Origin of the sequence: Streptomyces sp. URMC 124 (assembly GCF_051386455.1) — a bacterium.
GTDB lineage: Bacteria > Actinomycetota > Actinomycetes > Streptomycetales > Streptomycetaceae > Streptomyces.
The window spans coordinates 1-24,345 of the sequence record NZ_JBPQTS010000119.1; the positions used below are offsets into that span (position 1 = coordinate 1).

21 protein-coding genes and 1 pseudogene are annotated in these 24,345 nt (G+C 72.1%); 9 read left to right on the plus strand and 13 right to left on the minus strand.

The window, feature by feature from the left end:
- Nucleotides 1-97 precede the first annotated feature (97 nt).
- The 3 genes from ACSNOG_RS22900 to ACSNOG_RS22910 form a co-directional block, all read right to left on the minus strand.
- The gene (locus ACSNOG_RS22900) at nt 98-1,039 is read right to left on the minus strand and encodes an N-acetylneuraminate synthase family protein (RefSeq protein WP_436754574.1); all 942 of its coding nucleotides are present in this window, start codon (nt 1,037-1,039) and stop codon (nt 98-100) included.
- A gap of 69 nt (nt 1,040-1,108) precedes the next feature.
- Nucleotides 1,109-2,494, minus strand: a complete 1,386-nt coding sequence (locus ACSNOG_RS22905) for a cytidylyltransferase domain-containing protein (protein WP_436754594.1) — start codon at nt 2,492-2,494, stop codon at nt 1,109-1,111.
- Between the two features lie 68 nt (nt 2,495-2,562).
- Entirely contained in the window at nt 2,563-3,888 is a 1,326-nt protein-coding gene (locus tag ACSNOG_RS22910) for a DUF6716 putative glycosyltransferase (protein ID WP_436754575.1), read from the minus strand.
- A 187-nt stretch (nt 3,889-4,075) separates the two neighbouring features.
- Here ACSNOG_RS22910 and ACSNOG_RS22915 point away from each other — a divergent pair, with 187 nt between their 5' ends.
- From ACSNOG_RS22915 to ACSNOG_RS22925, 3 genes are read left to right on the plus strand one after another with little or no spacing between them, the layout of a single operon-like run.
- Nucleotides 4,076-5,059, plus strand: a complete 984-nt coding sequence (locus tag ACSNOG_RS22915) for a glycosyltransferase family 2 protein (RefSeq protein ID WP_436754576.1) — start codon at nt 4,076-4,078, stop codon at nt 5,057-5,059.
- A complete protein-coding gene (locus ACSNOG_RS22920; protein ID WP_436754577.1) occupies nt 5,059-6,483 on the plus strand; it encodes a polysialyltransferase family glycosyltransferase in 1,425 nt (474 codons plus the stop codon). Before ACSNOG_RS22915 ends, ACSNOG_RS22920 begins: the two co-directional genes overlap by 1 nt.
- On the plus strand, nt 6,480-7,625 hold the full coding sequence (locus ACSNOG_RS22925; RefSeq protein ID WP_436754578.1) for an acyltransferase family protein: 1,146 nt from the start codon (nt 6,480-6,482) through the stop codon (nt 7,623-7,625). Before ACSNOG_RS22920 ends, ACSNOG_RS22925 begins: the two co-directional genes overlap by 4 nt.
- Here ACSNOG_RS22925 and ACSNOG_RS22930 read toward each other — a convergent pair.
- Nucleotides 7,596-8,255, minus strand: coding sequence for a TetR/AcrR family transcriptional regulator C-terminal domain-containing protein (locus ACSNOG_RS22930; RefSeq protein WP_436754579.1), 660 nt, complete (start codon nt 8,253-8,255; stop codon nt 7,596-7,598). The genes ACSNOG_RS22925 and ACSNOG_RS22930 overlap by 30 nt on opposite strands.
- A 70-nt stretch (nt 8,256-8,325) precedes the next feature.
- Between ACSNOG_RS22930 and ACSNOG_RS22935 the strand changes: the two genes are divergently transcribed.
- Nucleotides 8,326-9,972 carry an FAD-dependent monooxygenase gene (locus ACSNOG_RS22935; protein WP_436754580.1) on the plus strand — a complete coding sequence of 549 codons (1,647 nt, stop codon included), beginning with the start codon at nt 8,326-8,328 and terminating at the stop codon, nt 9,970-9,972.
- Between the two features lie 91 nt (nt 9,973-10,063).
- Here the strand turns inward: ACSNOG_RS22935 and ACSNOG_RS22940 are convergent, their stop codons facing one another.
- From ACSNOG_RS22940 to ACSNOG_RS22950, 3 genes are all read right to left on the minus strand, one after another.
- The gene (locus tag ACSNOG_RS22940) at nt 10,064-10,741 is read right to left on the minus strand and encodes a signal protein (RefSeq protein WP_436754581.1); all 678 of its coding nucleotides are present in this window, start codon (nt 10,739-10,741) and stop codon (nt 10,064-10,066) included.
- A gap of 190 nt (nt 10,742-10,931) precedes the next feature.
- On the minus strand, nt 10,932-12,329 hold the full coding sequence (locus tag ACSNOG_RS22945) for a GntP family permease (RefSeq protein ID WP_436754582.1): 1,398 nt from the start codon (nt 12,327-12,329) through the stop codon (nt 10,932-10,934).
- 36 nt (nt 12,330-12,365) lie between these two features.
- Entirely contained in the window at nt 12,366-12,887 is a 522-nt protein-coding gene (locus ACSNOG_RS22950; protein WP_436754583.1) for a gluconokinase, read from the minus strand.
- Between the two features lie 156 nt (nt 12,888-13,043).
- Between ACSNOG_RS22950 and ACSNOG_RS22955 the strand changes: the two genes are divergently transcribed.
- Nucleotides 13,044-13,745 carry a FadR/GntR family transcriptional regulator gene (locus tag ACSNOG_RS22955; protein WP_436754584.1) on the plus strand — a complete coding sequence of 234 codons (702 nt, stop codon included), beginning with the start codon at nt 13,044-13,046 and terminating at the stop codon, nt 13,743-13,745.
- 119 nt (nt 13,746-13,864) lie between these two features.
- The gene (locus ACSNOG_RS22960; protein ID WP_436754585.1) at nt 13,865-14,065 is read left to right on the plus strand and encodes a hypothetical protein; all 201 of its coding nucleotides are present in this window, start codon (nt 13,865-13,867) and stop codon (nt 14,063-14,065) included.
- Here the strand turns inward: ACSNOG_RS22960 and ACSNOG_RS22965 are convergent.
- From ACSNOG_RS22965 to ACSNOG_RS22985, 5 genes and pseudogenes are all read right to left on the minus strand, one after another.
- Nucleotides 14,016-14,219, minus strand: a pseudogene (locus ACSNOG_RS22965) (methyltransferase); the annotation flags it as partial. The gene ACSNOG_RS22960 and the pseudogene ACSNOG_RS22965 sit on opposite strands and share 50 nt — an antisense overlap.
- A 432-nt stretch (nt 14,220-14,651) precedes the next feature.
- Entirely contained in the window at nt 14,652-14,951 is a 300-nt protein-coding gene (locus tag ACSNOG_RS22970) for a hypothetical protein (protein WP_436754586.1), read from the minus strand.
- Nucleotides 14,944-19,815 carry a putative T7SS-secreted protein gene (locus tag ACSNOG_RS22975; RefSeq protein WP_436754587.1) on the minus strand — a complete coding sequence of 1,624 codons (4,872 nt, stop codon included), beginning with the start codon at nt 19,813-19,815 and terminating at the stop codon, nt 14,944-14,946. The genes ACSNOG_RS22970 and ACSNOG_RS22975 overlap by 8 nt, the downstream gene beginning before the upstream one ends.
- Complete coding sequence (locus ACSNOG_RS22980) at nt 19,815-20,498, minus strand: hypothetical protein (RefSeq protein ID WP_436754588.1); 684 nt, start codon at nt 20,496-20,498, stop codon at nt 19,815-19,817. Before ACSNOG_RS22980 ends, ACSNOG_RS22975 begins: the two co-directional genes overlap by 1 nt.
- Nucleotides 20,495-20,971, minus strand: a complete 477-nt coding sequence (locus ACSNOG_RS22985; RefSeq protein WP_436754589.1) for an SseB family protein — start codon at nt 20,969-20,971, stop codon at nt 20,495-20,497. The genes ACSNOG_RS22980 and ACSNOG_RS22985 overlap by 4 nt, the downstream gene beginning before the upstream one ends.
- A gap of 116 nt (nt 20,972-21,087) precedes the next feature.
- On the opposite strand from ACSNOG_RS22985, the gene ACSNOG_RS22990 reads away from it, so the two are divergent.
- Complete coding sequence (locus ACSNOG_RS22990; RefSeq protein WP_436754590.1) at nt 21,088-22,563, plus strand: amidase; 1,476 nt, start codon at nt 21,088-21,090, stop codon at nt 22,561-22,563.
- Here ACSNOG_RS22990 and ACSNOG_RS22995 read toward each other — a convergent pair.
- Entirely contained in the window at nt 22,517-22,996 is a 480-nt protein-coding gene (locus ACSNOG_RS22995; RefSeq protein WP_436754591.1) for an ATP-binding protein, read from the minus strand. The genes ACSNOG_RS22990 and ACSNOG_RS22995 overlap by 47 nt on opposite strands.
- 210 nt (nt 22,997-23,206) lie before the next feature.
- Between ACSNOG_RS22995 and ACSNOG_RS23000 the strand changes: the two genes are divergently transcribed.
- Together ACSNOG_RS23000 and ACSNOG_RS23005 are read left to right on the plus strand one after the other, a co-directional pair.
- On the plus strand, nt 23,207-24,088 hold the full coding sequence (locus ACSNOG_RS23000) for a helix-turn-helix domain-containing protein (protein ID WP_436754592.1): 882 nt from the start codon (nt 23,207-23,209) through the stop codon (nt 24,086-24,088).
- 10 nt (nt 24,089-24,098) lie between these two features.
- On the plus strand, nt 24,099-24,290 hold the full coding sequence (locus ACSNOG_RS23005) for a DUF397 domain-containing protein (RefSeq protein ID WP_436754593.1): 192 nt from the start codon (nt 24,099-24,101) through the stop codon (nt 24,288-24,290).
- The last annotated feature ends 55 nt before the right edge of the window (nt 24,291-24,345 follow it).

Here is a 24,345-nt window from a genome sequence, read left to right on the forward strand (position 1 = left end):
CTGCGCCGGGCGCACCGGATCGTGATCGGCGACCCGTTCTCGCGCTACGTCCAGCTGCTGCTGACGATCACCCGGGCTCGGGGTCACCTGGGGCCCGTCAGACCGTGGCCGGCTCGCGGTCGCCGGCCTCGGCGACGACGCCCGCGACCCGGCGCAGCTTGCGCATCGGGCCGAGCTCGCTGTCGTAGACGCGCTTCACGCCGTCGCCGAGGGACTCCTCGACGACGCGGATGTCGCGCACGAGCCGCGCCAGGCCGCCGGGCTCGACGGAGGCGGCCTGGTCCGAGCCCCACATGGCCCGGTCGAGGGTGATGTGGCGCTCGACGAAGGCGGCGCCGAGGGCGACGGCGGCGAGGGTGGTCTGCAGGCCCGTCTCGTGGCCGGAGTAGCCGATCGGCACGTTGGGGTACTCGGCGCGGAGGGTGTGGATCACCCGGAGGTTGAGCTCGGCGGCCTTGGCGGGGTAGGTGGAGGTGGCGTGGCAGAGCAGGATGTTCTCGCTGCCGAGCACCTCGACGGCGTGCCGGATCTGCTTCGGGGTGGACATGCCGGTGGAGAGGATCACCGTGCGGCCGGTGGCGCGCAGGGCGCGCAGCAGCTCGTCGTCGGTGAGGGAGGCGGAGGCCACCTTGTGGGCGGGGACGTCGAACTTCTCCAGGAAGGCGACGGCCTCGGTGTCCCACGGCGAGGCGAACCAGTCGATGCCGCGCTCGCGGCAGTGGGCGTCGATGGCGCGGTACTCGTCCTCGCCGAACTCCACCCGGTGGCGGTAGTCGATGTAGCGCATCCGGCCCCAGGGCGTGTCGCGCTCGACGTCCCACTGGTCGCGGGGCGTGCAGATCTCGGGGGTGCGCTTTTGGAACTTGACGGCGTCGCAGCCCGCGTCGGCGGCGGCGTCGATGAGGGCGAAGGCCTTGGCCAGGTCGCCGTTGTGGTTGATGCCGATCTCCCCGGTGATGTAGACGGGGTGGCCGGGCCCGGCCGTCTTGGCGCCGAGGGTGCGGACGGGGGCGTACGGGGCGGAGAGCACGGGGTTCATGCGGGGCGGTTCCTTCGCGGTGCGGGGACGGGACGGGGTCGTGAGGGGCCTGAGCTCCGGCGGGAGGGCTCAGGGCATGGCCAGGCCGGGGCCCAGCAGCCAGGTGGCGATCTCGCGCAGGGCGCCGCTGCCGCCGCGGGCGGCGGTGACGGCACGGGCCGCGCCGCGCACGGTGTCGTGGGCGTCCGCGACCGCGACCGGCCAGCCGACGAGCCCGAGGCAGGAGAGGTCGTTGACGTCGTTGCCGACGTAGAGCACGCGGTCGGGGGCGACGCCCTGCTCCTCGCACCACTGCTTGAGCGCGCGGTCCTTGCGGTCGACGCCGTGCAGGACGGGCACGCGCAGCTTGCGGCCGCGGGCGGCGACGACGGCGTTGGCCTCGGTGGAGAGGATGAGCAGGGCGAGTCCGGCGCGGCGCAGGGCGGCGACGCCGAGGCCGTCGCCGCGGTGGACGGCGACGAGTTCGCGGCCGTCGGCGTCGATGAGGACGCGGTCGTCGGTCTGGGTGCCGTCGAAGTCCATGACGACGGCGTCGACGTCGGCGCGCGTGGGGCGCACGGCGGGGTCGGGGCCGTCGAGGAGGGGCGCGAGGGCGCGGGCGCGGGCGAGGTCGTGCGGGTCGTCGACTTCCAGGACGCGGGCGGCTTCGGAGCGGACGAGTTCGGTCCGGCCGAAGAACCGGTGCCGGGCGGCCCGGAAGCCGTCGGCGCGCATGGCGTAGGCGGCGCCGGTCTCCAGGAGGTCCTGGGGCCGGTCCTGGCGGCGGGGGCGGTGCGCCTTGTCGTGGTTGACGCCGCGGGCGCCGGAGGGGGCGACCGGGGCGGGGGCGCGCCCCTCGGCCTGCGCGCCGGGCGTGCGGTCCGTTGTGGCGGCGTCGGCACCGGTGACGGTGTCGGTGTCGGTGTCGGTGGCAGCGTCGGCGTCGGTGTCAGCACCGGCGTCGGCGTCGGCGGCACCAGGGTCGGCGTCGGTGCCGATGCCGATGCCGGTGTCAGCGTCATCCTCCGCGCGCCACACGAAGCCGTGGAACGGCGCCACCGTCAGCGCGCTGTCCGCGCCGCCTTCGACGACCGCCGCGGCCACGCCGTCGACGTCCCCGCTGGTCAGGAACGGGCTCGTGCACTGCACCAGCAGGACCGTGCCGACCCCGGCGCCGTGCAGCGCCTCGTAGGCGTCCATCGCGTGCAGCACGGCGGCTTCGCTGGTGGCGGTGTCCCCCGCGATCGTCGCGGGGCGGTGCACGACGACGGCTCCGGCGCTGCGCGCGGTGGCCGCGATCCCGGGGTCGTCGGTGGAGACGACGACGTCGGTGACGAGGCGGGCGGCGCGGCAGGCACGGACGGCGCGGGCCACGAGGGGCACGCCTCCGACGGCCGCGAGGTTCTTCGCGGGCACGCCCTTCGACCCGCCGCGGGCGGGGATGACGGCCAGGACGGCCTGGGCGGCGGCTTGCATGGCGGGCTCCTTGCGTATCCGGGGGTTCGGGGTGTGCGGAGCGGCGGCCTCGGGGCGGGTCGCGGCGGTCACAGCTCCCCCACCCGGCGGATCAGCGGAGCGACCCGCTGGACGCCGTGGCGGTAGGCCCCGCGGGCCGCGTCGCGCAGGGCGGCGCGGCCCGCGCGGCGCAGGGCGCTCTCCTCGCGGGGTGTCCCCGCCCGGCCGGGAAGGGGCCGGCCCCGGTGGTCGAGGCCGTGGCGGGCGAGGACGGCGGGGAGGTAGCCGGGTGCGGTGGCCGCGGTGTAGTACGGGGCGAGGGGCGGAAGGCCGGGCCGGGCGGCGAGGTCCGCGACGCGCTGCCCGGCGGCGGCGAAGACGGTCTCCCCGGAGCCGTCGGAGGGCACGCCCTGGCGGGCGGTCCACCGCGGGTCGGCTTCGGGCAGGTGCCCCGCGTCGAGCCGGTCCCAGGAGGCGAGGCAGCCCGAGCCGAGGAAGTGGTGGTTGCCGAGGGACTCGCGGACACCGAGGTCGGTGAGGACGGCGGTGGGGATCCCGCGGTGGAGCGACTCCAGGGCCGCGGTGGAACTCACGGTGACCAGGAGGTCGGTGCGGTCGAGGACCTCTCCCATGTGCCCGTAGACGAGGCGGCAGTTGGGCGGCAGTCCGCCGGGCAGGCGCAGGGCGAGCTTCTGGTACGGGAGTTCCTCGATGTGCGTGGTGTGCTCTCCGGGCTTGCTGCGGAGCTTGATGAACACCTCGCGCTCCGGGTGCGCGCGGGCGTGCGCGACGGCGCGGCGCAGCAGGTACGCGCGGTCGGCACGGCTCTCCGGCACGGAGGGCTGGGCGGCGAACACGACGGTGAACGCGCGCTGTTGATCGCGGCCGGAACCGTTCCGGTCGCCGAGGAAGGGCAGCGCCCACTCGGTCACGCACGACGCGTCCGCACCCACCCCTTCGTAGACCTCGCGGAAACGGTCCGCGTCGTGCGGGGAGTTGGCGAGGACGAGGTCGGCCCCGTGGCGCAGGAGCAGCCCGTCGGCGAGCTTCTCGTAGACGACGCCCACGTAGCCGGTCACGACGACGGGCCGGACGGGCTCGCCCTCCCAGGCCGCGGCGAGGCCGTGCAGCACGGCCTGGACGGCGCCGCCGACGCAGGCGAGCACCACGACGTCGTAGCGGTCGCGGCCGGCCGAGCGGACGAATTCCGTCGCGGTGACCTCGCCGATCTCCGCCGCGGCCACGCCCACTTCGGTGAGCTGGCGGGCGGTGGGGGTCGCGCGGCCCCTCAGGAGGCGGCCGTCGAGCCGTGCGCCCGGGGCGAGGCGGTGCGCGGTGAGCGCCCCCCATTTCCACCGGGTGTCGGAGTCGGCGAGCACGGCGATCCGCAGCGAAGGTTCGGTACGTGATGGCACGTCGCCGACGATAGAAATCCATTCCGCTTCGTTGCCCAACGCGAGGGCAACAGCCGGTAAACAGCACACCGACGATCGGCGAAGCGGCCCGGGGACGGGTCGGGTTCATCATTCCGCCGCGCTTCGTTCACCTCAGCGCCCGCCCGCGGACAAGACGAATGCCGGGGGGCCGCCTAATGTCGCCGGGGTGGCCAAGCTCTCCGTCATCGTCCCGTTCTTCAATGTTCAGACCTTTGCGCCCGATGTGCTGAGAAGTCTGCGCGCGAACGCCCGTGAGGATTTCGAATTCATTCTCGTGGACGACCGTTCGACCGACGGCACGCCGGCGCTCCTGGAGCGCGCCGGGCGCGAGCTGCCGGGCGCCGTGGTCGTGCGCCACGAGCGCAACGCCGGCCTCGCCACCGCCCGCAACACCGGTCTGGACGCGGCGCGGGGCGAGTACCTGACCTTCCTCGACGGCGACGACTGGCTCGCGCCCGGCTACTACGCGCAGCTCGTCGCCTTCGCCGAGGAGCTGGACGTCGACTTCGTCCGCACGGACCACGTGCAGTGCACCGGCCGCACCCGCACCGTGCAGCGCGTGCCGCACGGCCGCCGCGGGGTGGTCCTGGACCCCCGCGGCGCGATCCTGCCGGCGGACCGCTCGACGTCCGTCGACTATCCGTACGCCTGGGCGGGCATCTACCACCGGCGGCTGCTCGACGCCGGGCTGCTGCACTTCACCGACGGCCTGCGCACCGCCGAGGACCGGCCCTGGATCTGGCGCCTGCACCGCGAGGCGCGCACGTTCGCCGTGGCCGGGCTGCTGGGTGTCTTCTACCGGCGCGGAGTCGCCACTTCGCTGACCCGGATCGGCGACGTACGCCAGCTCGATTTCCTGCGCGCTTTCGACCAGGTCATCGAGGAAACGGCCCGGGACAAGGACGCGGAAGAATTCCTCCCGAAGGCCGTTCGAACGTATTGCGCAATCATTGCCCATCACCTGACGAATAGCGAACGTTTTGAGCCGCAGGTAGCCCGCGCCTTGCGCACGAAGAGCGCGGCCGCACTGCGCCGCCTGCCACAGGAACTCGTCAAGGACGCCGTGAATTCCATGGACTACGACCGTGCGATCCGTTTGCGAAGGCTGAGGCGACGGCCGGCCGGGGACGCCGCAGGGGCGGCTGCCTGATGTCCGCCCTCCCGCCCCCCGCGCGCCCCCGCACCCAGGTCTTCCTCGCCTCCACGCTCTACGGAGCCGCGACGCTCGCCGCCGCCCTGGACGCCGGGTGCTTCACCCCCGCCGACCGCCGGCTGCTGCTCGTCGCCAACACCGCGGCCGTCCCGGAGACCACCCCGGCCCTGGACGAGTCCGCGGGCTTCGAGCGGCTGCGCAGCCGCTTCGACGGCGTCCTGTCCTGGAACGACGCGATCCGCCCCTTCCACCCGTCCGGCTGGTCGCCCCGCCCGGACGACGCCCCCCTGTGGGAACGCCACCTGCGGCTGCTGTGGGACCTCGGCGACGACGACGTCTCCCTCGCCGTCGAGTCCCTCCAGGTCAGCCCCGCGCTCGCGATCGTGCAGTGCTTCCCCGACGCACCCCTCGACGTCTACGCCGACGGGCTCATGAGCTACGGCCCCACCCGCAACAAGCTCGACCCGCTGATCGGCACCCGCGTCGGGCGGCTGCTCCACCTCGACCTCGTACCCGGGCTGCGGCCGCTGCTGCTCTCGGAGTTCGGCGTCGCGCCGGAGGTCGTCCCCACGGAGGCCTTCACCAAAGTGCTCGCCGAACTCGCCGACGCCGCACCCGCCCTCGACGCGCCCGAAGGCGCCGCGCTGCTGCTCGGGCAGTACCTGTCGGCGCTCGACATCCTCACCCCCGAGGAGGAGGAGCAGCTCCACGTACGGATGCTGCGCGGCGCGGCCGGGCGCGGCCACCGCGAGCTCGTCTTCAAGCCCCACCCCGCGGCGCCGGCCCGCTGGTCGCAGATGCTGGAGGAGGAGGCCGGACGGCTCGGCGTCACCCTGACGGTCCTCGACGCGCCCGTCCTGGCGGAGGTCGCCTACCAGCGGCTCCGCCCGGCCCTGGTGACCGGCTGCTTCTCGACGGCCCTGCTGACGGCAACGTCCTTCTACGGCCTCCCGGCGGCCCGCACCGGCACGGACCTCCTCCTGGAACGCCTGAGCCCGTACCAGAACAGCAACAGGGTGCCGGTGACTCTGGTCGATGCACTACTCCCCCCGTTGTGGGCAGGCGTCCCGCAGGGCGGGACGGGTGGGCACAACGCCACCCACGGAGGTGCACCCGACAACGGCGGGCATGCCGATCTCAGCGGCCTCTTGGCCGCCGTCGGCTTTGCGATGCAGCCCCGGATCTACCCGCACCTCCGCGGCGCCGCCGAGCGCTACCTCACCGCCCACCTGACCCCCCGCACCCGCCGCTACTTCAAACGCCGCCGCCTCACCGCCCTCGCGCTCCCCGGCGGAATCCCGTCGCAACTGTCCTTCCTGCCGCGCAATGCGGCCGTCCGCAGGGTCGCCCGGCGGGCACGGGCGCTGCAGCGGCGCCTGACGAAGGCGAAGGCACCGGCCAAGGCGATGGTGAACTCATGACGGCTCCGGCCCTCCCCCGCCTCCGTCCCCGCCGCGAGGCCGCCGGGGAGCAACCGGCACCCTTACGGGGCACCCCCGGCGGCAGCCGCCTGCGCGCTCTGGACGCTCTGCGCCTGGTCGCCGCCCTGATGGTGGCGCTGTACCACTACGGCGGCCGCGACGGTGACGTCAGCCGCGCGTGGGGCGCCTCGCCGCGCCACGAATTCCCCACCCTGTCGGGCGCGTTCGCCTACGGCTGCCTCGGCGTCGAGATCTTCTTCGTGATCAGCGGCTTCGTGATCTGCATGAGCGGCTGGGGGCGCCCCCTGCGCTCCTTCTTCGCCTCGCGCGCCGCCCGCCTCTACCCGGCCTACTGGGCGGCGATCCTGCTGGTCACCGTCGCGTTCGCGCTGCCGTGGGTCGCGTACAAGACGGTCTCGTTCAGCGACAGGCTCGTGAACCTGACGATGCTGCAGCAGCCGGTGGGCGCGCAGCGCGTGCTGGGCGTGTGCTGGACGCTGTGGGCGGAGCTGCGGTTCTACGCGCTCTTCGCGCTGTTCGTCGTGCTGCCGGGGGCGACGCGGCGCCGGGTGCTGCTGTTCTGCGCGGTGTGGACGCTGGCGACGGTGGTGACGACGGCCTCGCACGTGGAGTTCCTGCGGGTCGTGGTGATGCCGGAGTACTCGTCGTACTTCATCGGCGGCATCGGCCTGTACCTGGTCCACCGCTTCGGGAACGACCTCCTGCACTGGGGGGTCGTCGCCGTGAGCTTCCTGGTCGGGCAGCACTACGCGGTGGCGGGGCTGTGGCACCCGCCGAACCCGCACTACTTCTCCTACCGCTCCCCGTACGTGATCGTCGCCGTCGTGGCGCTCGGGTACGCGGCGGTGGCGGCCGTCGCCCTGGGCAGGCTCCGCCGGATGGACTGGCGTTGGCTGACGGTCGCGGGGGCGCTGACGTACCCGTTCTACCTCGTGCACGAGCACCTGGGGTGGGTGGTGATCGGCGCCCTGCACCGCAGCCTCGGCATCCCCTCGTACGCGACGCTGGGCCTGACCCTCGCCGTGATGCTGGGCCTGGCCTGGGTGCTGAACCGCTGCGTGGAACGGCGGCTGACGCCCCTCCTGCGCAGGTCACTCGACCCCGGCGCCACCCGGCGGTAGCAGCGTGGCCTCGATGCCGGCGACGACGGCGTGCAGGCCGTCCTCGAAGCCGGTCTCGAGGTCGCCGAAGAACTCCACGCCGGCCGCTATGGCGAGGGGGTAGCCCTCCAGGCGGTCGGCGCGCCGCTCCAGGTCGTAGGCGGGATCGCGCTCGCCGCCCGGGACGGGGTGCACGGACTGCTCCTCCATCACGTACCCCATCGTGTACGTGTTGACGGTGAACCAGGCGCGGGCGGCGGCGCTCGGCGTGAAGCCCGCCGCCACGATGGTGCGCATCATCTCCTCGACCGGCCCGGCGTAGCTGCGGCCGGTCAGGCGCGTGCCGCCGAAGACCTTGGCGCCGTCGCGGTAGCCGAGCAGGAAGCGGCGCACCACGCGGGCCGATCCGGCCAGGCACTCCTGCCAGGTGCTGCTGTCGACGGCCGACAGCGGCTCGGCCATGCGCCGGAACATCTCCGTGGCGACCTCGTCGAGCAGCTCCTGCTTGTTCTTGAAGTGCCAGTAGAGGGCCGGGGCCTGGACGCCCAGCTCCTTGGCGATCCTGCGCAGGGTCAGGCCTTCGAGGCCCACCTCATTGAGCAGACGGAGGGCGGTTTCGGCCACTTGGGCGCGGTCGATGCGAGTTGCCACCTTGACAGCTTAACGGTGTTCAGTTCAGGCTGGGGACAGCACGAACTTAACAACGTTAAGGGGGGTTCTCGTGGAGACCGCAGCACTGGACACAGCGGCAAGCGACACCGCAGCACCGGTCACTGCAGCACTGGACACCGAAGTACTCATCGCGGGCGCCGGGCCCACCGGCCTCGTCCTCGCCATCGACCTCACCCGGCGCGGCATCCGCCACCGGCTCGTGGAGAAGGAGGGGCGCGGCTTCCCCGGCTCGCGCGGCACGGGTGTCCAGCCGCGCAGCCTGGAAGTGATGGACGACCTCGGAGCCGTCAAGGCCCTGCTCGCCGCGGGCGGCCCCATCCCGACGATGCAGACGTGGGAGGGCACCGAGCGCGGACGCGAGTGGCAGCTCGTGGAGCCCGGCGACCCCTCGCCCGGCGTGCCCTACCCGAATGTGCTGATGTGCCCCCAGTGGCGCACGGTGGAGGTGCTGTACGAGCGCCTCGAAGCGCTGGGCGGCCGGGTGGACTTCAACACCGGCCTCACGGGCTTCACGCAGGACGAGCACGGCGTCACGGCCGAGCTGCGGCACGCCGACGGCACGGTGGAGACGGTGCGGGCCGGCTATCTCGTCGCGGCGGACGGCGGGCGCAGCGCGGTGCGGAAGGCGCTCGGAGTGCCCTTCGAGGTGGAGATCGTCGACGAGCGGCACGCCCTGATCGCCGACGTGCGGATGACCGGCTTCGAGCGCGCGGGGATCGACCGCACCCACTGGCACATGTGGACGAGCGCGCCCGGCGGCCTCCTCGGTCTGCGCCCGCTGGAGGGCACGACGGACACCCTCCAGATCATGGCCTTCTGGCAGGACACCTCCTACGTCCCGGACCCGGCACGCGACGCCACGCCCGAGGCCCTGGCCCGGCTCATCGCCGCGCGCACGGGGCTCACGGGCCTCGTGCCGGAAGAGGTCATCTGGGCCTCGGCCTTCCAGCCCAAGGCCGGCATGGCCGCGCGCTTCCGCGACGGCCGGGTCCTCCTCGCCGGGGACGCCGCGCACATCCACTCCCCCGCCGGCGGGCAGGGCCTCAACACCAGCCTGCAGGACGCCTACAACCTCGGCTGGAAGCTCGGCGCCGTCCTGCGGCACGGCGCGCCGGACGCCCTGCTCGACACGTACGACGCCGAGCGCACGCAGGTGGCCGCCGACGTGCTGAAGCTGAGCACCCGCATGCACGGGCAGGACCGCAGTGTCGGCCTGGAGCGGGGCCTGTCGCGGCGCGGCAAGGAGACCCACCAGCTCACCCTCACCTACCGCACGGGCCCGCTGGCCCGCGAGCTGCGCCGGGACCTCCCTGAGGACGGGCTGCGGGCCGGGGACCGGGCGCCCGACGCGCCCTGCACGGACGCTTCCGGTGCGCCGTTCACCCTCTTCGACGCCTTCCGGGGCCCGCACTTCACCCTGCTGGACCTCACCGGTTCGGACGCCGTGGGCGAGCAGGCCGCGGCCGCGGTGGCGGATGCGGAGTGGGTCCGCATGTACCGGGTGGGCGGGACCGCGCCCGACCTGGTCGACGCCGGCGGGCATGCCGCGGACGCCTACGGCAAGGGGCTGTTCCTGATCCGCCCGGACGGCTATGTCGGGCTGGCCACGGACGAGGCGGCCGACGTACGGGCGTACCTGGCGCGGGTGTCGGGCATAGCGGCGGCGCCGGTGACCGCGGCAATACCGGCCGCCTGAGGCCACCCGGGGCGAGGCCCGGGACGGGCTCCGTGCGGGGCCCAGGGCGGGGCTTCGTGCGGGCCCCGGGCTCGGCTCGGTCCGCGGCGGCTCAGACCCCGTCGTGGTTCGTCGCCGCCCCCGCCGCCGGGACCTTGAGGGTGTAGTCGACGGAGACGGCGAAGCGGCCGGAGGAGCCCCGGATCTGCAGGGTGTGGTTGCCGGGGCGCAGGGGCTCCATCTGCACCCACAGCCCGCATGCGTGGGTGCGGAAGCTGCCGCCGCCGTCGGTGAGGGGGTTGCCCTCCACGGCGCTGACCCGTACCGGCGTGGCGTCGTAGCGCTCGGCCCGCAGGGGCTTGCCGTCGAGGGTCGCGGTGCCCTTGGCGGGGGCCATGAACTCGGAGCAGCCGGCCTGGTCGCTCATCAGGTTCACCAGCGGGAAGGCGACCCGCCGCTCGGCCGGGACGGCGCACGTGCGCTTGGCGCGTTCGCCGAAGGTGCCGGCGAGGAACCAGACGCCGTCCTTCTGGCCCTGGGCGCACAGGCTGCCGTCCCGGTCCTCGACGGGGTTGGAGCCGCTGGGGCTGGAGGAGGCCCAGGTCCACCAGCGGCCCTGGAGGTCGGAGGCGCCCAGCGGCCCCGCCGCCGCGTCGGGGGACGCGGTGGCGGCGGCGCCGCCGTTCGGGGTGCTCTTCGCGTCCGCGTGTTTCGGGGAGGGGCTGCTCGTACAGCCGGCTGCCAGCAGGGAGGCGCCGAGCAGCAGGGCGACAGGTCTTCCGATGCGCATGTGCGAAGCCTACGGTCCGATATGTCCATCACAGCGGCAGCAACGCAGAGCGGGCTGCGCAGCCACGGCCGAGAGGAGCAACGGACCGGAGGGATCAGCGGGACCGGTGGGACCAGCAGAACGGAGGGACCAGCGGAACGGAGGGGTCAGCGGAACGGGAGGGGCCAGCGGAACGGGAGGGGCCGGAGGGTCACAGGACCAGCGACAGCAGCAGGACGAAGACGAGGGAGACAACGGAGATGACGGTCTCCATCAGCGACCAGGTCTTGATCGTCTGGCCGACGTCCATGCCGAAGTATTCCTTCACCATCCAGAACCCGGCGTCATTGACGTGGCTGAAGAACAGCGAGCCGCCGCCCACGGCCAGGACGAGCAGCGCGGCGTGCGTCGTGCTCATGTCGGCGGCCAGCGGGGCGACCAGGCCCGCGGCCGAGATGGTGGCGACCGTCGCCGAGCCCGTCGCGAGCCGGATGGCGACGGCGATCAGCCACGCCAGCAGCAGGGCCGGGACCGACCAGTCCTTGGAGAAGTCCAGGATCATCCGGCCGACGCCCACGTCGATCAGGGTCTGCTTGAAGCCGCCGCCGGCGCCGACGATCAGCAGGATGCCGGCGATGGGGACGAGGGACTTCTCCACGGTCGAGGCGAGCCGGTCGCGGCCGAAGCCGGCGGCCCGGCCGAGCGTGAAGAGTCCGACGAGGACGGCGGCGAGCAGGGCGATCAGCGGCGAGCCGATGACGTCGGTGACGCGCTGGACGTGGTCCTTGGGGTCGTCCACGACGATGTCGACGAGGGCCTTGGCCAGCATGAGGACGACGGGGAGCATCACCGTGACCACGGTGGCGACGAAGCCGGGCCGGCGCTCCAGGTCGGCCGAGGGCCGCTGCGGTATGAGCTTCTCGGGCGGCGTGACGTCCACCCAGCGGGCCGCCACCCGGGAGAACAGCGGTCCGGCGATCACGGCGGTGGGCACGGCGATGAGCACGCCCAGGGCGAGGGTGACGCCGAGGTTCGCGCCGATCGCGTCGATGGCGGCGAGCGGTCCGGGGTGCGGGGGCACCAGGCCGTGCATGACGGACAGCCCGGCGAGCGCGGGAATGCCGATCCGCATCAGGGAGTGGTTGCCGCGCTTGGCGACGAGCAGCACCACGGGGATCAGCAGCACGATCCCGACCTCGAAGAAGAGCGGCAGGCCGATGACGCCCGCGATCAGCACGATCGCCCAGGGCATCGAGCGCGGTCCCGCCTTCGCCAGGATCGTGTCCACGATCTGGTCGGCGCCGCCGGAGTCGGCGAGGAGCTTGCCCAGGATCGCGCCGAGCGCGATGAGGACGCCGACGCCGGAGACCGTCGCGCCGAGCCCGGTGGTGAAGCTCGCGATGGCCTTGTCCATGGGCGCGCCCGCCACGGCCCCGAGCACCAGCGAACCGATGGTCAGGGAGAGGAAGGCGTGCAGCTTGAGGCGGGTGATGAGGAGGACGATGACGGCGATGCCGGTGAGGACGGCGATGCCCAGCTGTGCGTGACCCGCCGAAGTGATCGGTTCGGCGGGGGCCGCGGCCAGCATCTCGACGCTGAGAGTGCTCACGGGGCTTCCTTGGAGGGGGAGGGGGAGAAAGAGGGGTTACAGCTGCCGCAGGGCGGCGACGGCTCGTTCGGCGATGACGGCGGCTTCGGGGGTGACGTCGACGGCGACGCCCGCCTCGTCGGCATCGAGGGGTTCGAGGGTGGCGAACTGGGAGTCCAGCAGCCGGGTGGTCATGAAGTGGCCCTTGCGGGCCGCCATGCGGGCCGCGATCAGTTCGCGGTTGCCAGTGAGGTGCAGGAAGACGAGGCCGGGCGTGGACTCCCGCAGCCGGTCGCGGTAGGCGCGCTTGAGCGCCGAGCAGGTGACGACGCCGCCGGTGCCTGCGGCCGCGCGCGACCTCGCCCAGTCGCCGATGAGGTCGAGCCAGGGGGCCCGGTCGGCGTCGTCGAGCGGGGTGCCGGCGGCCATCTTGGCGATGTTGGCGGCCGGGTGGAAGTCGTCGCCTTCGGCATAGGGAACGCCGAGGGCCTCCGCGACGAGCGGGCCCACGGTGGTCTTGCCCGTACCGGCGACGCCCATCACGACGACGACGTGGGGGTATGCCGGACGGCTGCTCATCGGGGGCCTCGCTGTCTTCATTGACGGTGATGCGACGTGATGCGGCGCCGCAAGCGGCGCGGCATCACTGAAACCCATTACGTACGACATATTCAAGCCCCTGTGACTCAAACGTCATACTTAATTTGCCGTGACCGGGGACCGTAGGCTTGCCCCATGGAAAACCAGGGGCAGGGGCTGCACGGACGCGTGCTGGAGTCCCTCGGGCCCGCGATCACGGCGGGCGCCTACCCGCCGGGCAGCGTGCTGCGCACCGACGAGCTGGAACGCCGCTTCGAGGTCTCGCGCACCGTGATCCGCGAGGCCATACGCGTCCTGGAGTCCATGCACCTCGTCGAATCCCGGCGCAGGGTCGGCGTGACCGTCCGCCCCACCGAGGAGTGGAACGTCTACGACCCGCAGGTCATCCGCTGGCGCCTGGCCGGCGCCGACCGCCCGCGCCAGCTGCGCTCACTGACCGTGCTGCGCTCGGCGGTGGAACCCGTCGCGGCGGGCCTCGCGGCACGCCTGGCCACGGCCGAGCAGTGCGAGGAGCTCACACGCCACGCCCTCGGCATGGTCGCCACCTCGCGCGGCCAGCAGCTCGCCGCCTACCTGGTCCACGACGTGGCCTTTCACCGGGTGATCCTGCGCGCCTCGGGCAACGAGATGTTCGCCCGCCTGGGCGACGTCGTCGCCGAGGTCCTCACCGGCCGCACGGAACACCAGGTCATGTTCACCGACCCCGACCCGGCCGCCGTCACCCTCCACATCCGCGTCGCCGAGGCCGTACGGGAACGGGACGCGGCCCGCGCGGAGGCACTCACCCGCGAGATCACCGCGGGCGCGATGGCGGAGCTGGACATCCTCGCTCCGTAGGGGCCCCGCGGCCCCTCGGCCCCTCGGCCCCTCGGCCCGGATGTACCAGCCGCGCCACAAAACCACAGGGGTGCGACAAAATGATCGCCATGTCGAACGGCCGTCCGTAGCCTGGCTCCATGCGCCCCGAGAACGACCACACCGGCGATCACGGCCGAGACCGCGCCCCCAGCGACGACCAGCCCGTCTTCACCCGCCAGCGCTACGGCACCCGCTGGGTCTACCACCACCGCAACCCCATGGGCCTCGCCCTCATCGTGCTCACCCCGATCATCGCCATCGGAGCACTGCTCCTGATGACGCGCGGGGCGGGCCGCTAGCCCATCGGAGCGGGTCGGCAACCACCTCCACGACGGAGGCGAAAGCGGCAGCGGGCAGGATGCGGCCGCCCGGCGCCATAGCCGCACGGCAGGCGGCGAGAATACACACGCAGTGGTCGTCGTCCCCGTCGGGCAAGACGCGCATGAGGAGGTAGAGGTCTGCGCCCTCCGGTCACACCGGCGGCCGCGAAGAAGTCACCGGCCTCGGCGCGCCAGCGGCCCCGTCCCGGGCACGTCGAGGAGAGGGTCCCGCAGAGCGGGCACCCGGTCGAATAGCACGCCAGACAGCCCCGGCCCGGCGGCAAGACCTGCCCGTGGCGCCAACGACCCGGCCCGTCGGCCCGCAGCAACTCCGCGGCGGGCGTCAGGTGAAACGCCCCCTCCTCGTCCTCCCGGAAAATCTGCCGAGTGGCAAGACACCGCAGCACGCACCGCAGCGCCGTCGGATCGGCCCCGGTGGAGTGAGTTGCCCGGCCCACGCTCGCAGCGCCACCGATGGGGTGCCAGGCTCCCCGTCCGAGCCTCGACTACAACTTTCGCCCTAGCCAAGCGGACGGCTTACCGCGCCCGGAGGGCTGGCCGCTCTTCAATCCTCGACAGACGAGACCGTCGCGTCCGGGTTCAACCGGGACGCCATTGGCCCGCACAGACTCACCTTTGCTGCATGCGGCGCGTCGAGGACATCCGTGCGGAATCCGTATCGCTCGATCCACTCCAGATTCAAATCTGAAGGAGTCACCTCACCATCTGCAGCACCAGAGACGGAGAACGCCATTCCTGGATACGCCATCCCGGAAAGACAGCGGACGACGCATACCGCCTCTTCCTCACCTACGGAAACAACTTCCAGGATTCGCAGCTGGACGTCTTCAACGCCTTCACCCATGACCGTAAGCCTCCGAGACGAACCTGTTGATTTGCTCAGGTGACAACTTTGGGATATCCCGCAGAAGCTGATCCAAGTCACCTATTCCGATTCTCCTAGGTATGTCAACTCCCATGCCACTGAGGATCTCACGAGCCTTCGCGGCAGATATGGTGAAGGTGGCACGCTGGGCAAGCTCCGACGCGGAGAGCTCAACACCGACCTCGGCTTCGGCAGCGATGTAACCGTGGTGGGAGGGGATCCCCTCAAGGGAACTCCTAGGCACACCCAGGACGATGGCCTCACCGAACTGCTCCGAATGCGTCGCGAACGCAGTGGCCACTCCAGGGTCCGTTGACGTGGGAGTGATTCCCCATTTCTGGGTCCCCTGACTCCCCTCGAAATTTGGAGTGGTGCCGCGGAACAGGTGCTCACCATGTTGCTCTTCACATGCTGGCGCCAGCCCCAGTGGATCTGCCCACGTGTGCGGATTGTCGACGTACGTCGCCGGGTTCGGGGCCGGGGTGAGGCCCAGGGGGTCCGGGGAGGTGTAGCGGGCCGTTTCCGGGTCGTAGTGGCGGTGGTAGTTGTAGTGGAGGGCGGTTTCCGGGTCGAAGTATTGGCCTGGGAAGCGGAGTGGGGTGTAGGTCGTGCTGTCGCGCGACCACGCCGTCGTGCCCCAGAGGGTGGCTCTGGTGCGCCAGGCGGTTCGGCCGGTTTCGTCCACCAACTCCGTTGGCGTGCCCACCAGGTCCGTGATGATGGCGAAGAACCGGCGGTCCACCTCGCGTTGGGGTGCGTCCGCCGCCGATATGCGTTCGGTCTGGGCTATCGGGTGGAGGCCGTTGTGGTCCCAGGTGAGGGTGATGGGGTTGGGCAGGGACGGTGAATGCGTGGTCTGTTCCGCGAGGGTTGCGCCGTCCCAGGTGAAGTCGACGCGTTCTGCCACTTCGCCCGTCGCCGTCAGGCGTTCCTTGGCCGTGCGGCGGCCCAGTGGGTCGTACGCGTAGCGCCAGCGCGTGCCGTCCGGGGTGGTCACCCCCGTCAGGCGGTCTTCCGCGTCCCACTCGTAGCGCCAGGTGTCCGGCTTGCGTGAGAGCCGGGTCTTCCGGCGGAGGATGACGCGGCCCTGTGCGTCGTGTTCGTAGCGGATGCCGCCCGCGCGGGTGATGCGCGTGCCGGTGTACGTGCGCGCGCCCTGGGCCTTGCCGCCCGGGTGGGCGGCCGGCCACGTCGCCTCCGTCTGGTTGCCGGCTTCGTCGTACGCGTAGCGCTCGGTCCAGTCGGCGGCCCGGACGGTCGTGACGCGGCCCGCCGCGTCGACGTCGAAGGTGCGCGAGCCGTTCGTGAGGTCGGTGATGCCGGTGAGGTGGCCGTCGCGGCGGTAGGTGTAGGCGCGGTGCTGGAGGAGTTCGCTCGCGTCGTCCGGGCCGCTGGTGAGGCCTTGGGAGACGAGGCGGCCGACCGCGTCCCAGCCGTGCGTCAGGGTGAGGGCGAGGTCCGCGCCGAAGCGGCGGGCGACCTCCCTGCCCGCCGCGTCGTGCTCCAGCTCGAAGACGTTCCCCGACGCCGTCAGGGTCGTGCGCCGCCCCGCCGCGTCGTACGCCCATGTGCTCACCGCCCCGCCCGGCGTCACCCGGCGCGTGCGCCGCCCGAGGGCGTCGTAGGCGAAGGTCAGCGTCCGGCCGTTCGTCGTCTCGGACTTGACGCGGCCGAGGCGGTCCCGGCCGTAGACGAGCGTCGCGTCGGGGCCCACGGCTTCCGCCAGGCGGCCGGCCGCGTCGTGGACGTACGTCGTCTCCGCGCCCGCCGCGTTCTTGCGCACCACGCGCCCCAGCACGTCGTGCTCGTACGTGATCGCCTCACCCATCCCGTTGGTACGGGTGACGAGGCGTCCCGCCGCGTCGTGCGCGTAGGTCAGCGTCCGCCCGTCGAAGTCGGTCTCGGTGGCGGGGCGGCCGGCCGGGTCGTAGGTGTAGTCCCAGGTCAGGCCCTGGGGGTTGGTGACGCGGGTGAGCTGGAGACGAGTGTTGTGCGTGAACTCGTGACGGACGCCGTCCGGGCCGGTCTTCGCCGTCAGCAGGTCGAAGGGGCCGTATTCGTAGCGCGTCACCCCGCCCAGCGCGTCGGTGTGGGACGTGCAGTTGCCCTCGCCGTCGTACGTCCACCGCTCCTCCGCGCCGTCCGCGGCGATACGGCGCGCCGGCCGCCCCTCCACCGTCCACGTCAGACGGGTCGTGGAGCCCAGCGGGTCGATGACGGTCGTCACGCGGCCGAACGAATCCCGGCGGTAGCTGGTGACCGCGCCCAGCGGATCGGTGATCTCCACGGGCAGGCCGGCCGCGTCGCACCGGATGCGCGTGACCCCGCCCAGCGCGTCCGTCACGGCCGACGGATGCCCCGAGGCGTCGTAGCTCCAACGGGTTTCCGCGCCGGAGGGATCGATCGTCGACGTACGGTTGCCGGCCGCGTCGTAGGTGTGGCGCCAGAGCGCCCCGTCCGGGCCCGTCGTCATCTCCGCCAGCCCCAGGGCGTTGTACGTGGCCGAAATGCGCCGCCCGTCCGGACGGAACACGTCCGTCAGACGGCCCTCTTCGTCGTACCGGAATTCGGTCCTCGCGCCCAGCGGGTCCGTCCGCGACAGGAGGCGGTGGTGGCGGTCCCAGGTGGACAGCGTCGTGGCGCCGGTCGGGTCGGTCTCGGCGACGATCTGTGAGCGACGGTTGATGGTGAAGGTACTGGTGTGACCGAGGGAGTTGGTCACCTTGGTGATGCGCAGGCCGCTGCCGGGGTCGGGCTCGCCGTATTCGAGGGTGGAGCGCATGTGGCCCTCGGTCCCCGACTGGAAGACGCAGCGGTCCTCGTCGTCGTACGCGTAGGCGTAGTGCGTGCCGTTCCGGTCCGTCCACGACGTCATCCGGCCGCGCTCGTCGTACGCGAAGCGCAGCGGACGGCCCGAGGAGTTGATGATCTCGGTGACGTTTCCGCCGGTGCCGCTGTCGCCGCCGGTGTCGCCGTCGCCGCCGGTGCAGCCGTCGCCGTCGCTGGAGCCGTCGTACCCGTACCGGATCAGTTCCGTGCCCGCCAGGTGCAGGGCCGTTATGCGGCCCGCCTCCGTGGTGATGCGCAGGCGGTGGCCCGCCTCGTGGACGATCGCCGTCGGTGTGCCGCCGGCGTCGTACTCGTACGTGATCCAGTGGCCGTTCCGGTCGGTCTCCTGGTGCAGGAGAGCCAGGTGACCGGCGCCGTGGGGCGTGAAGTACCGCTTGCGGCCGGTGCCCGGTTCGCTGATGACGTACGTGCCGTCGGCCTCGATCGCCAGCGGGCGCCGCGGGCCCTTCGCCGGGAGCGTGGGGACGCCCGGCACCGGATGCGGGTATTCCAGGAGCCGGGCGTGCTCGTCCACGTAGACGACGCCCTCGGCATCGATCTCCAGCCGCTGGTCCACGGTGCTCGCCCACGACGGCCCGAACCAGCGGCCGCAGCGGAATCCGGACTTCAGGTGGCGGGAGAAGAGGAGAGGGAGTGCGCCGGGAAGGGCGACGTCCGTCTGCGGCAGGAACATGCGGCCCGTGGCGATGTCCACGGGGTCCGTCTCGCAGACCTCGACCTCCCTCGGGTCCTTGTTCGGTTCGTGCGGGTGCTCCTTGGCCGCGGTGCGCGCCCCGCTTCCCGCACTTCCGTGCTCGGCTCCCTTCGCGCCGGACCGCGCGGCCGAGCGCGCCGCGGCGCCCGCGCCCGCCTCCGCGCCGTGCCTGCCCGCGGCCGCTCCGAAGCGCGTACCCGCCCCGGCGGCGCCGCCACTGGAGAGCGAGAGGAAGGCGTTGCCGAAGAGGCGCCCGGAGGCCTCGGAGGAGTCGGAACCCCACCCCGGTCCGAGGAGGGCGCCGGGGACGCGCTCGGGGTGGGACGCGAGGGACACGATGCCGGCCGCGGTGTTGCTGACACCGTTGAGGTACTCGGCGGGGTGCGTGACGTTGTACGGGTCGAGCGGATTGAGGCTGCGGGTGAACTTCATGAGGTCCGTACCCGCCCGGAAGACCCCGCCGCCGAAGTGGAGGAGCTCGACCTGCCCGCCCAGGGCGAAGTCCTGGGCATCGCCCTTCATGCGGTTGTGGAAGGCCGGCTCCTTCGGGGCCGCCTCCACCGCCTTGTCGATCTTCGACTTCGCCTCGGCCGCCGCCGTGTTGCGCTGCTTGCGCGCCTCGTCCAGGATCCGGTGCGCTTCCTTGATGTCCGCGGCGCCGGGGTCGTGGAACTCTCCCGGCCGCTCACCGGGGTCCTTGCCGTCCTTCAGCTTCGCGTTGTACGCGTCGACCTTGTCGTTGTAAGCGTCCGCGGCCTTCTTCGTCGCCTTGGTCCCCTGCTTGTAGAGGCGGAGCGCCTCCACCGCCTGCTTCTGCGCCCAGCGGACGGTGTGCGCGTAGGCGGCGAGCGCGTTCGCCGCGCTCTCACAGGCGTCGGCGGCCCGGGCCCACTTCTTCGGCTCCGGCGCGAAATGAGTGTCGAAGCTGCGCGCGCCCTCGCCCTTCCACTCCCCGGAGCGGACGCGCTGCAGCCCCGAGTGGGCGGTGTCGAACGCCTTGTGGAAGGCGTGCAGGTGCTTGACGGCGGCGTCGATGCCCCAGGGCTCGCCGTGGATCAGGGCCAGTGGGTTCTCGGTCTCGCCGAGCTGCTGCTCCTTGATCTCCGCGCCGAGGTCCGCGGCGGTGCGGTCGCCCAGGTATCTGACGGCGAGCGCCTCGTCGTGGGCGCCGATCTTGTCGAGCCCCTGGGCGATCTTCCCGGCGCCCCACTCGACGGCTTCGCCGGCCTTCTTCTCGACCTTGTTGATGCCCTTCTCGGCGAGTTCGCCGACGGCATCGATCGGGTCCCAGAGGCCCATCAGTCACCTGCCCCGGGGGCCGTGCCGGCCTGGTGCCCGCCGTTGCTGTTGCTGTGGCTGTTGCTGTGGCTGTCGCTGTGGCTATCGCCACCGCCGTCGAGCTTGTCGGCCAGCCGGTTCAGCACGTCCGTCCTCTGACGCCCGACCGGCCCCTTCCCGAAGCCGTTGGCCGCGCCGGTGGTGGCGTCGCGCAGGGTGTTCGCCCAGACCTGGCGGCTGTTCTCCCCAGCCTTGCGGAACGATTCTGCGCTGTAGTCCGCGTGACGGACGTCGTTGACGGGGTTGTCGGCGAGGACCTCGCTCACGGACTTCTTCTCGACGTCCTCCTCCAGGAGGTGCGGATTGCCCATGACGGCGTTCACGCCGACCTTGAAGCTGTCCCGGATGTAGGCGTCCTGCTCGTGGTAGTACCCCGCGGCGAGGCCGACCCGCTCGGCAAACTGGCTCCCGTCCTGGACCAGGGCGCGGACCCCCCAGTCCCACCGGTTGCAGAAGGTCCGGAACGCCGCGGCCAGCCCCTCGTGCCCCAGCTGCACTCCACTGAGGGCGAGTTCGTCGAAACCACGGCCCACGGCGGCCTGTCCGGGCGTGCCGAGGGACTTGAGCTCACCTATGGCGCCGTTGATGCCCTTTGCGACATCGCCGAGCGCGGCGGCGTCGGCGGCGAGACGTCCGTCGTTCATGCGGAGCCCTCCTGGGAGAGGGCGCCGGTGGCCGTCGCCCCGGCCGTCGCCCCGGCCGTCACCCCGGCGGTCTCCGTCTCCGTTCCCGTCTCCGTTCCCGTCTCCGCATCGACGGCGTACGCGTCAGGGACGATCCCCACGACCGGCGGCAGCAGTACGGGATGAAGCCCGGCGACGTCCAGCGCGATCCCCGCGGGCGCGCCGAGGGCCGGCACGACCACGTCCAGCAGCCGCGCGCCGAGGACCGTGCGGTACGCCCAGTCGGCCGTCCCGTCCGCCCCCTGCTTGAGCGCGAACCGCCCGAGCGCCGTCTCGTCCGTGAACGCGCAGATCCAGCGGACCCCGCCGTACTCCACGGACCACAGATCACCCTGACCATCCGACGGAACCAGCACCGCCGCCCTGCGGAACCGCCCGACCAGCGCGGCCGGCCGCCCCTCCTCCGCGTGCAGTGCGCGTATTTCGTCCGTCAACGCCGTAGATGACGTCACCTTCGCCTCCCCAAGCCAGAGGAAGGGTACAAAATGAGGCCAGAGGTGCACTCACGGTATTCGGAGCGAAGAGCTCCGAACCACGGGGGAGGGACCGGATGGCAGACACCACCGGCTTATCGGACCTGACGGGCAGTGGGCTCACGGACTCGGCAAGGGCCTTGGCCGCAGGTGACGTCACGTCACGCGCGCTGGTCGAGCGCGCACTGACCCGCATCGAGGATTCGCAGCCGCTGCTCAACGCGTTCCGCCGCGTACGGGCCGAGGCCGCGCTCGCCGAAGCGGACGCGGCGGACCGGCGGCTCGCGGCGGGAGGGGGTGAGGACGGGGAGCGGCCACCGCTGCTCGGCGTCCCGGTGGCGGTCAAAGACGACGTCGACGTTGCCGGCGAGCCCACCGCCTTCGGCTGCGCGGGCGATTTCCCGCCGAAAACGGCGGACAGCGAGGCGGTACGGCGGCTGCGCGCCGCGGGCGCGATCGTCATCGGCAAGACGAACACGCCCGAGCTCGGGCAGTGGCCCGTCACGGAAGGCCCTGCCTTCGGGGCGACGCGGAACCCGTGGAGTACCGCGCACACGCCCGGCGGATCCTCCGGCGGCGCCGCGGCCGCCGTCGCCGCGGGGCTCGTACCGGCTGCGCTCGGTTCGGACGGCGCCGGTTCGATCCGGATTCCCGCCGCCTGGACCCACCTCGTCGGCATCAAACCGCAACGGGGCCGCATCTCCACCTGGCCCGAACCGGAGGCCTTCCGCGGCATCACCTGCCACGGCCCGCTCGCCCGTACGGTCGCCGACGCGGCCCTGCTGCTGCAGGCGGTCAGCGGCAGCCACCCGGGGGATCTGCACCGGCCGCCGCCCGTGGACGTGGTCGCGGCCGCCGGGCGCGCTCCGGGCCGCCTGCGGATCGCCCTCTCCCTGCGCCCCGCCTTCGCCGCCGCCCGCCAGCGGCTCGACCCCGAGGCCCGGGCGGCAACCGTCCGCATCGCCGAACGACTGGCCTCCCTGGGCCACGAGGTGATCGAGGAGGAACCGCGCTACGGGCTCATCGGCCTCACCTTCGTACCGCGCTCCATGTCCGGCATCCGGGAGTGGACCGGCCGCGTCCCCGACCCCGGCCTGCTCGACGCCCGTACGAGGGTCAACGCGCGCGGCGGGCTCCTCCTCGGCGGCGGGGTACTGCGCGTGGCCCGTGCCGCCGAGGAACCGCTGCGGCGGCGCGTCGGGGAGATCTTCGACCGCTACGACGTGATCCTCACGCCGACGACGGCCGTCCCGCCGCTACGGATCGGCGAACTCTCCTCCCTGAACAGCAGCCGCACCGACGCGACCATGATCGCGGCCTGCCCGTACTCCTGGCCGTGGAACGTCCTCGGCTGGCCCGGCATGAACGTCCCCGCGGGCTTCACGGCCACCGACCGCCTGCCCCTGGGCGCCCAGCTCCTGGGCCCGGCACACAGCGAGCCGCTCCTGATCTCCCTGGCCGCCCAGCTGGAAGCGGAGGAACGCTGGTTCGAGCAATGGCCGGCGCTTACGGATGCGAGCCGCCCGAAGGGTGCGACGCCGGCCTGCGCGTGATCGAACACCACACCGCCTTCGAGGGGCGGCACGTGAAACCGTGCGGCGAGGCGAAGTACCCCCAGTTGTCGGCGAGCGAACGGAGCAGCGTCAGGCCACGGCCGTTGTCGTCATAGGGGTGAGAACGGGAGCGCGGAGCCGGTGGGAGGTCACCGCTGTCCCACGCGGTCAGCGTGAGGACCTCCCACTGCGACCAGGCGATACGGAGCTCGGCGGCGTCAGCGGTGTGCACGATGGCATTGGTGAGCAGCTCACACGCCAACAGCTCGGCCCGCCCGCTCAGTTCACCCAGCCCGTGAGCCGCCAGCGCGGCACGAGTCGTACCGCGCGCGATGGGAACGGCCCGGGCGTCGTTCGGCACGCGCAGACGGTATTCGAACGGCTCGATCTCAGGAGTGACGGGCACGTGCTTCGGAGCAGGCAGAACCAGCATGTCGCCTCCGGCGGGATGGAAGGGGGTGAAGTGACCTCGCACCCGGTGTCCTTGCCGCGGGTGCCACTGCGTGGGGGCATGGCGGTGCGGTGCGCTTCCGGGGCGGGTGAGCTCACGGTGTGAGCTGCGCAACACCCAACGTAGGGGCCATTTTTGGGACCGTGCAAGCTGTCCTGTGAAGTTCGCCCCTTCGGGGCCCGCTGTGGCACATTGGCGCCGCAGGAGCGCGAGAAAGAGGACGACATGGCGAGGCGGAGCATCGTCACGGCCAGGCAGGAGCGGCTGGGCACCGAACTGCGCAAGCTCCGTGAGCGGGCAGGCGTTTCCGCGCGGGACGCCGCTGCGGCCGTCGGTCGTGACCAGGCTTGGCTGTCCCACATCGAGGCGGGCAACGCGGCGGTGGGCGCCGAGCGGACGCGCCTCCTTGCAGCGCGCTACGGCGTCCAGGACGCCGCCTTGATCGACGCCCTCGCGGACCGGGCCGCCGAGCGGTCGCGGGGGTGGTGGGAGAAGTACCGGGGGCGTATGGGCCAGGGCGCTCTGGACCTGGCGGAGCTGGAGTGGCACGCCAGCTCTCTGCAGAGTTTGCAGATCGTCAATGTACCGGGGCTTCTGCAGACCGAACCCTATATGCGCGCGCTTTTCTCCTACGTGTCCGCTGAGTTGAGGTCGTATGACCTCGATACGGTCGTCGCGTTTCGCATGCAGCGTGCTGAAGTACTTGAACGTGACCAGCCGCCGTCGTTGACGGCGGTCGTGCACGAGGCTGCCCTGCGTATGCGGGTGGGTGACCGGAAGGTCGCGCGTGACCAACTCGAATTCCTCCTGGCTGCATCCGAGCGGCCGGACGTTGCGATCCGCGCGGTTCCGTTCGAGGTCGAGGGGTTCGGGGGTATGGGGTACTCGATGCTCTACGTGGCTGATCGCCACGGCTTGGATACGGTCCAGGTGGATCACGCGCATGACAGCAGCTTTTTCCATGCCGAAGACCAGCTAGCCAAATACCGCAACCGTTGGCGCATGGTGGAGCGTGCCGCGCTCGGCACACGGAAGACACGCGACTTCATTCAGGGGATTACGCGTGAGCTATGAGGGGCTGACGATGCGCTCGATGGTTTGGCAGAAGTCCACGTACTCGGGGACGGGGGACAATAACGACTGCGTCGAGGTTGCCGCAGCGGGCGAGGTGATCACCCTCCGCGAGAGCGAAGCCCCCGGCACCGTGGTACGGACAACCCCGCCCGCCCTCGGCGCACTGATACGCACCCTCAAGGGCAGCGAGGGAGCGGGCTGAGTTCCGCGGGTCGGGTGCGGGTCAGAACAGGCTGGCAGCGGGGGGAGTGGCGGGG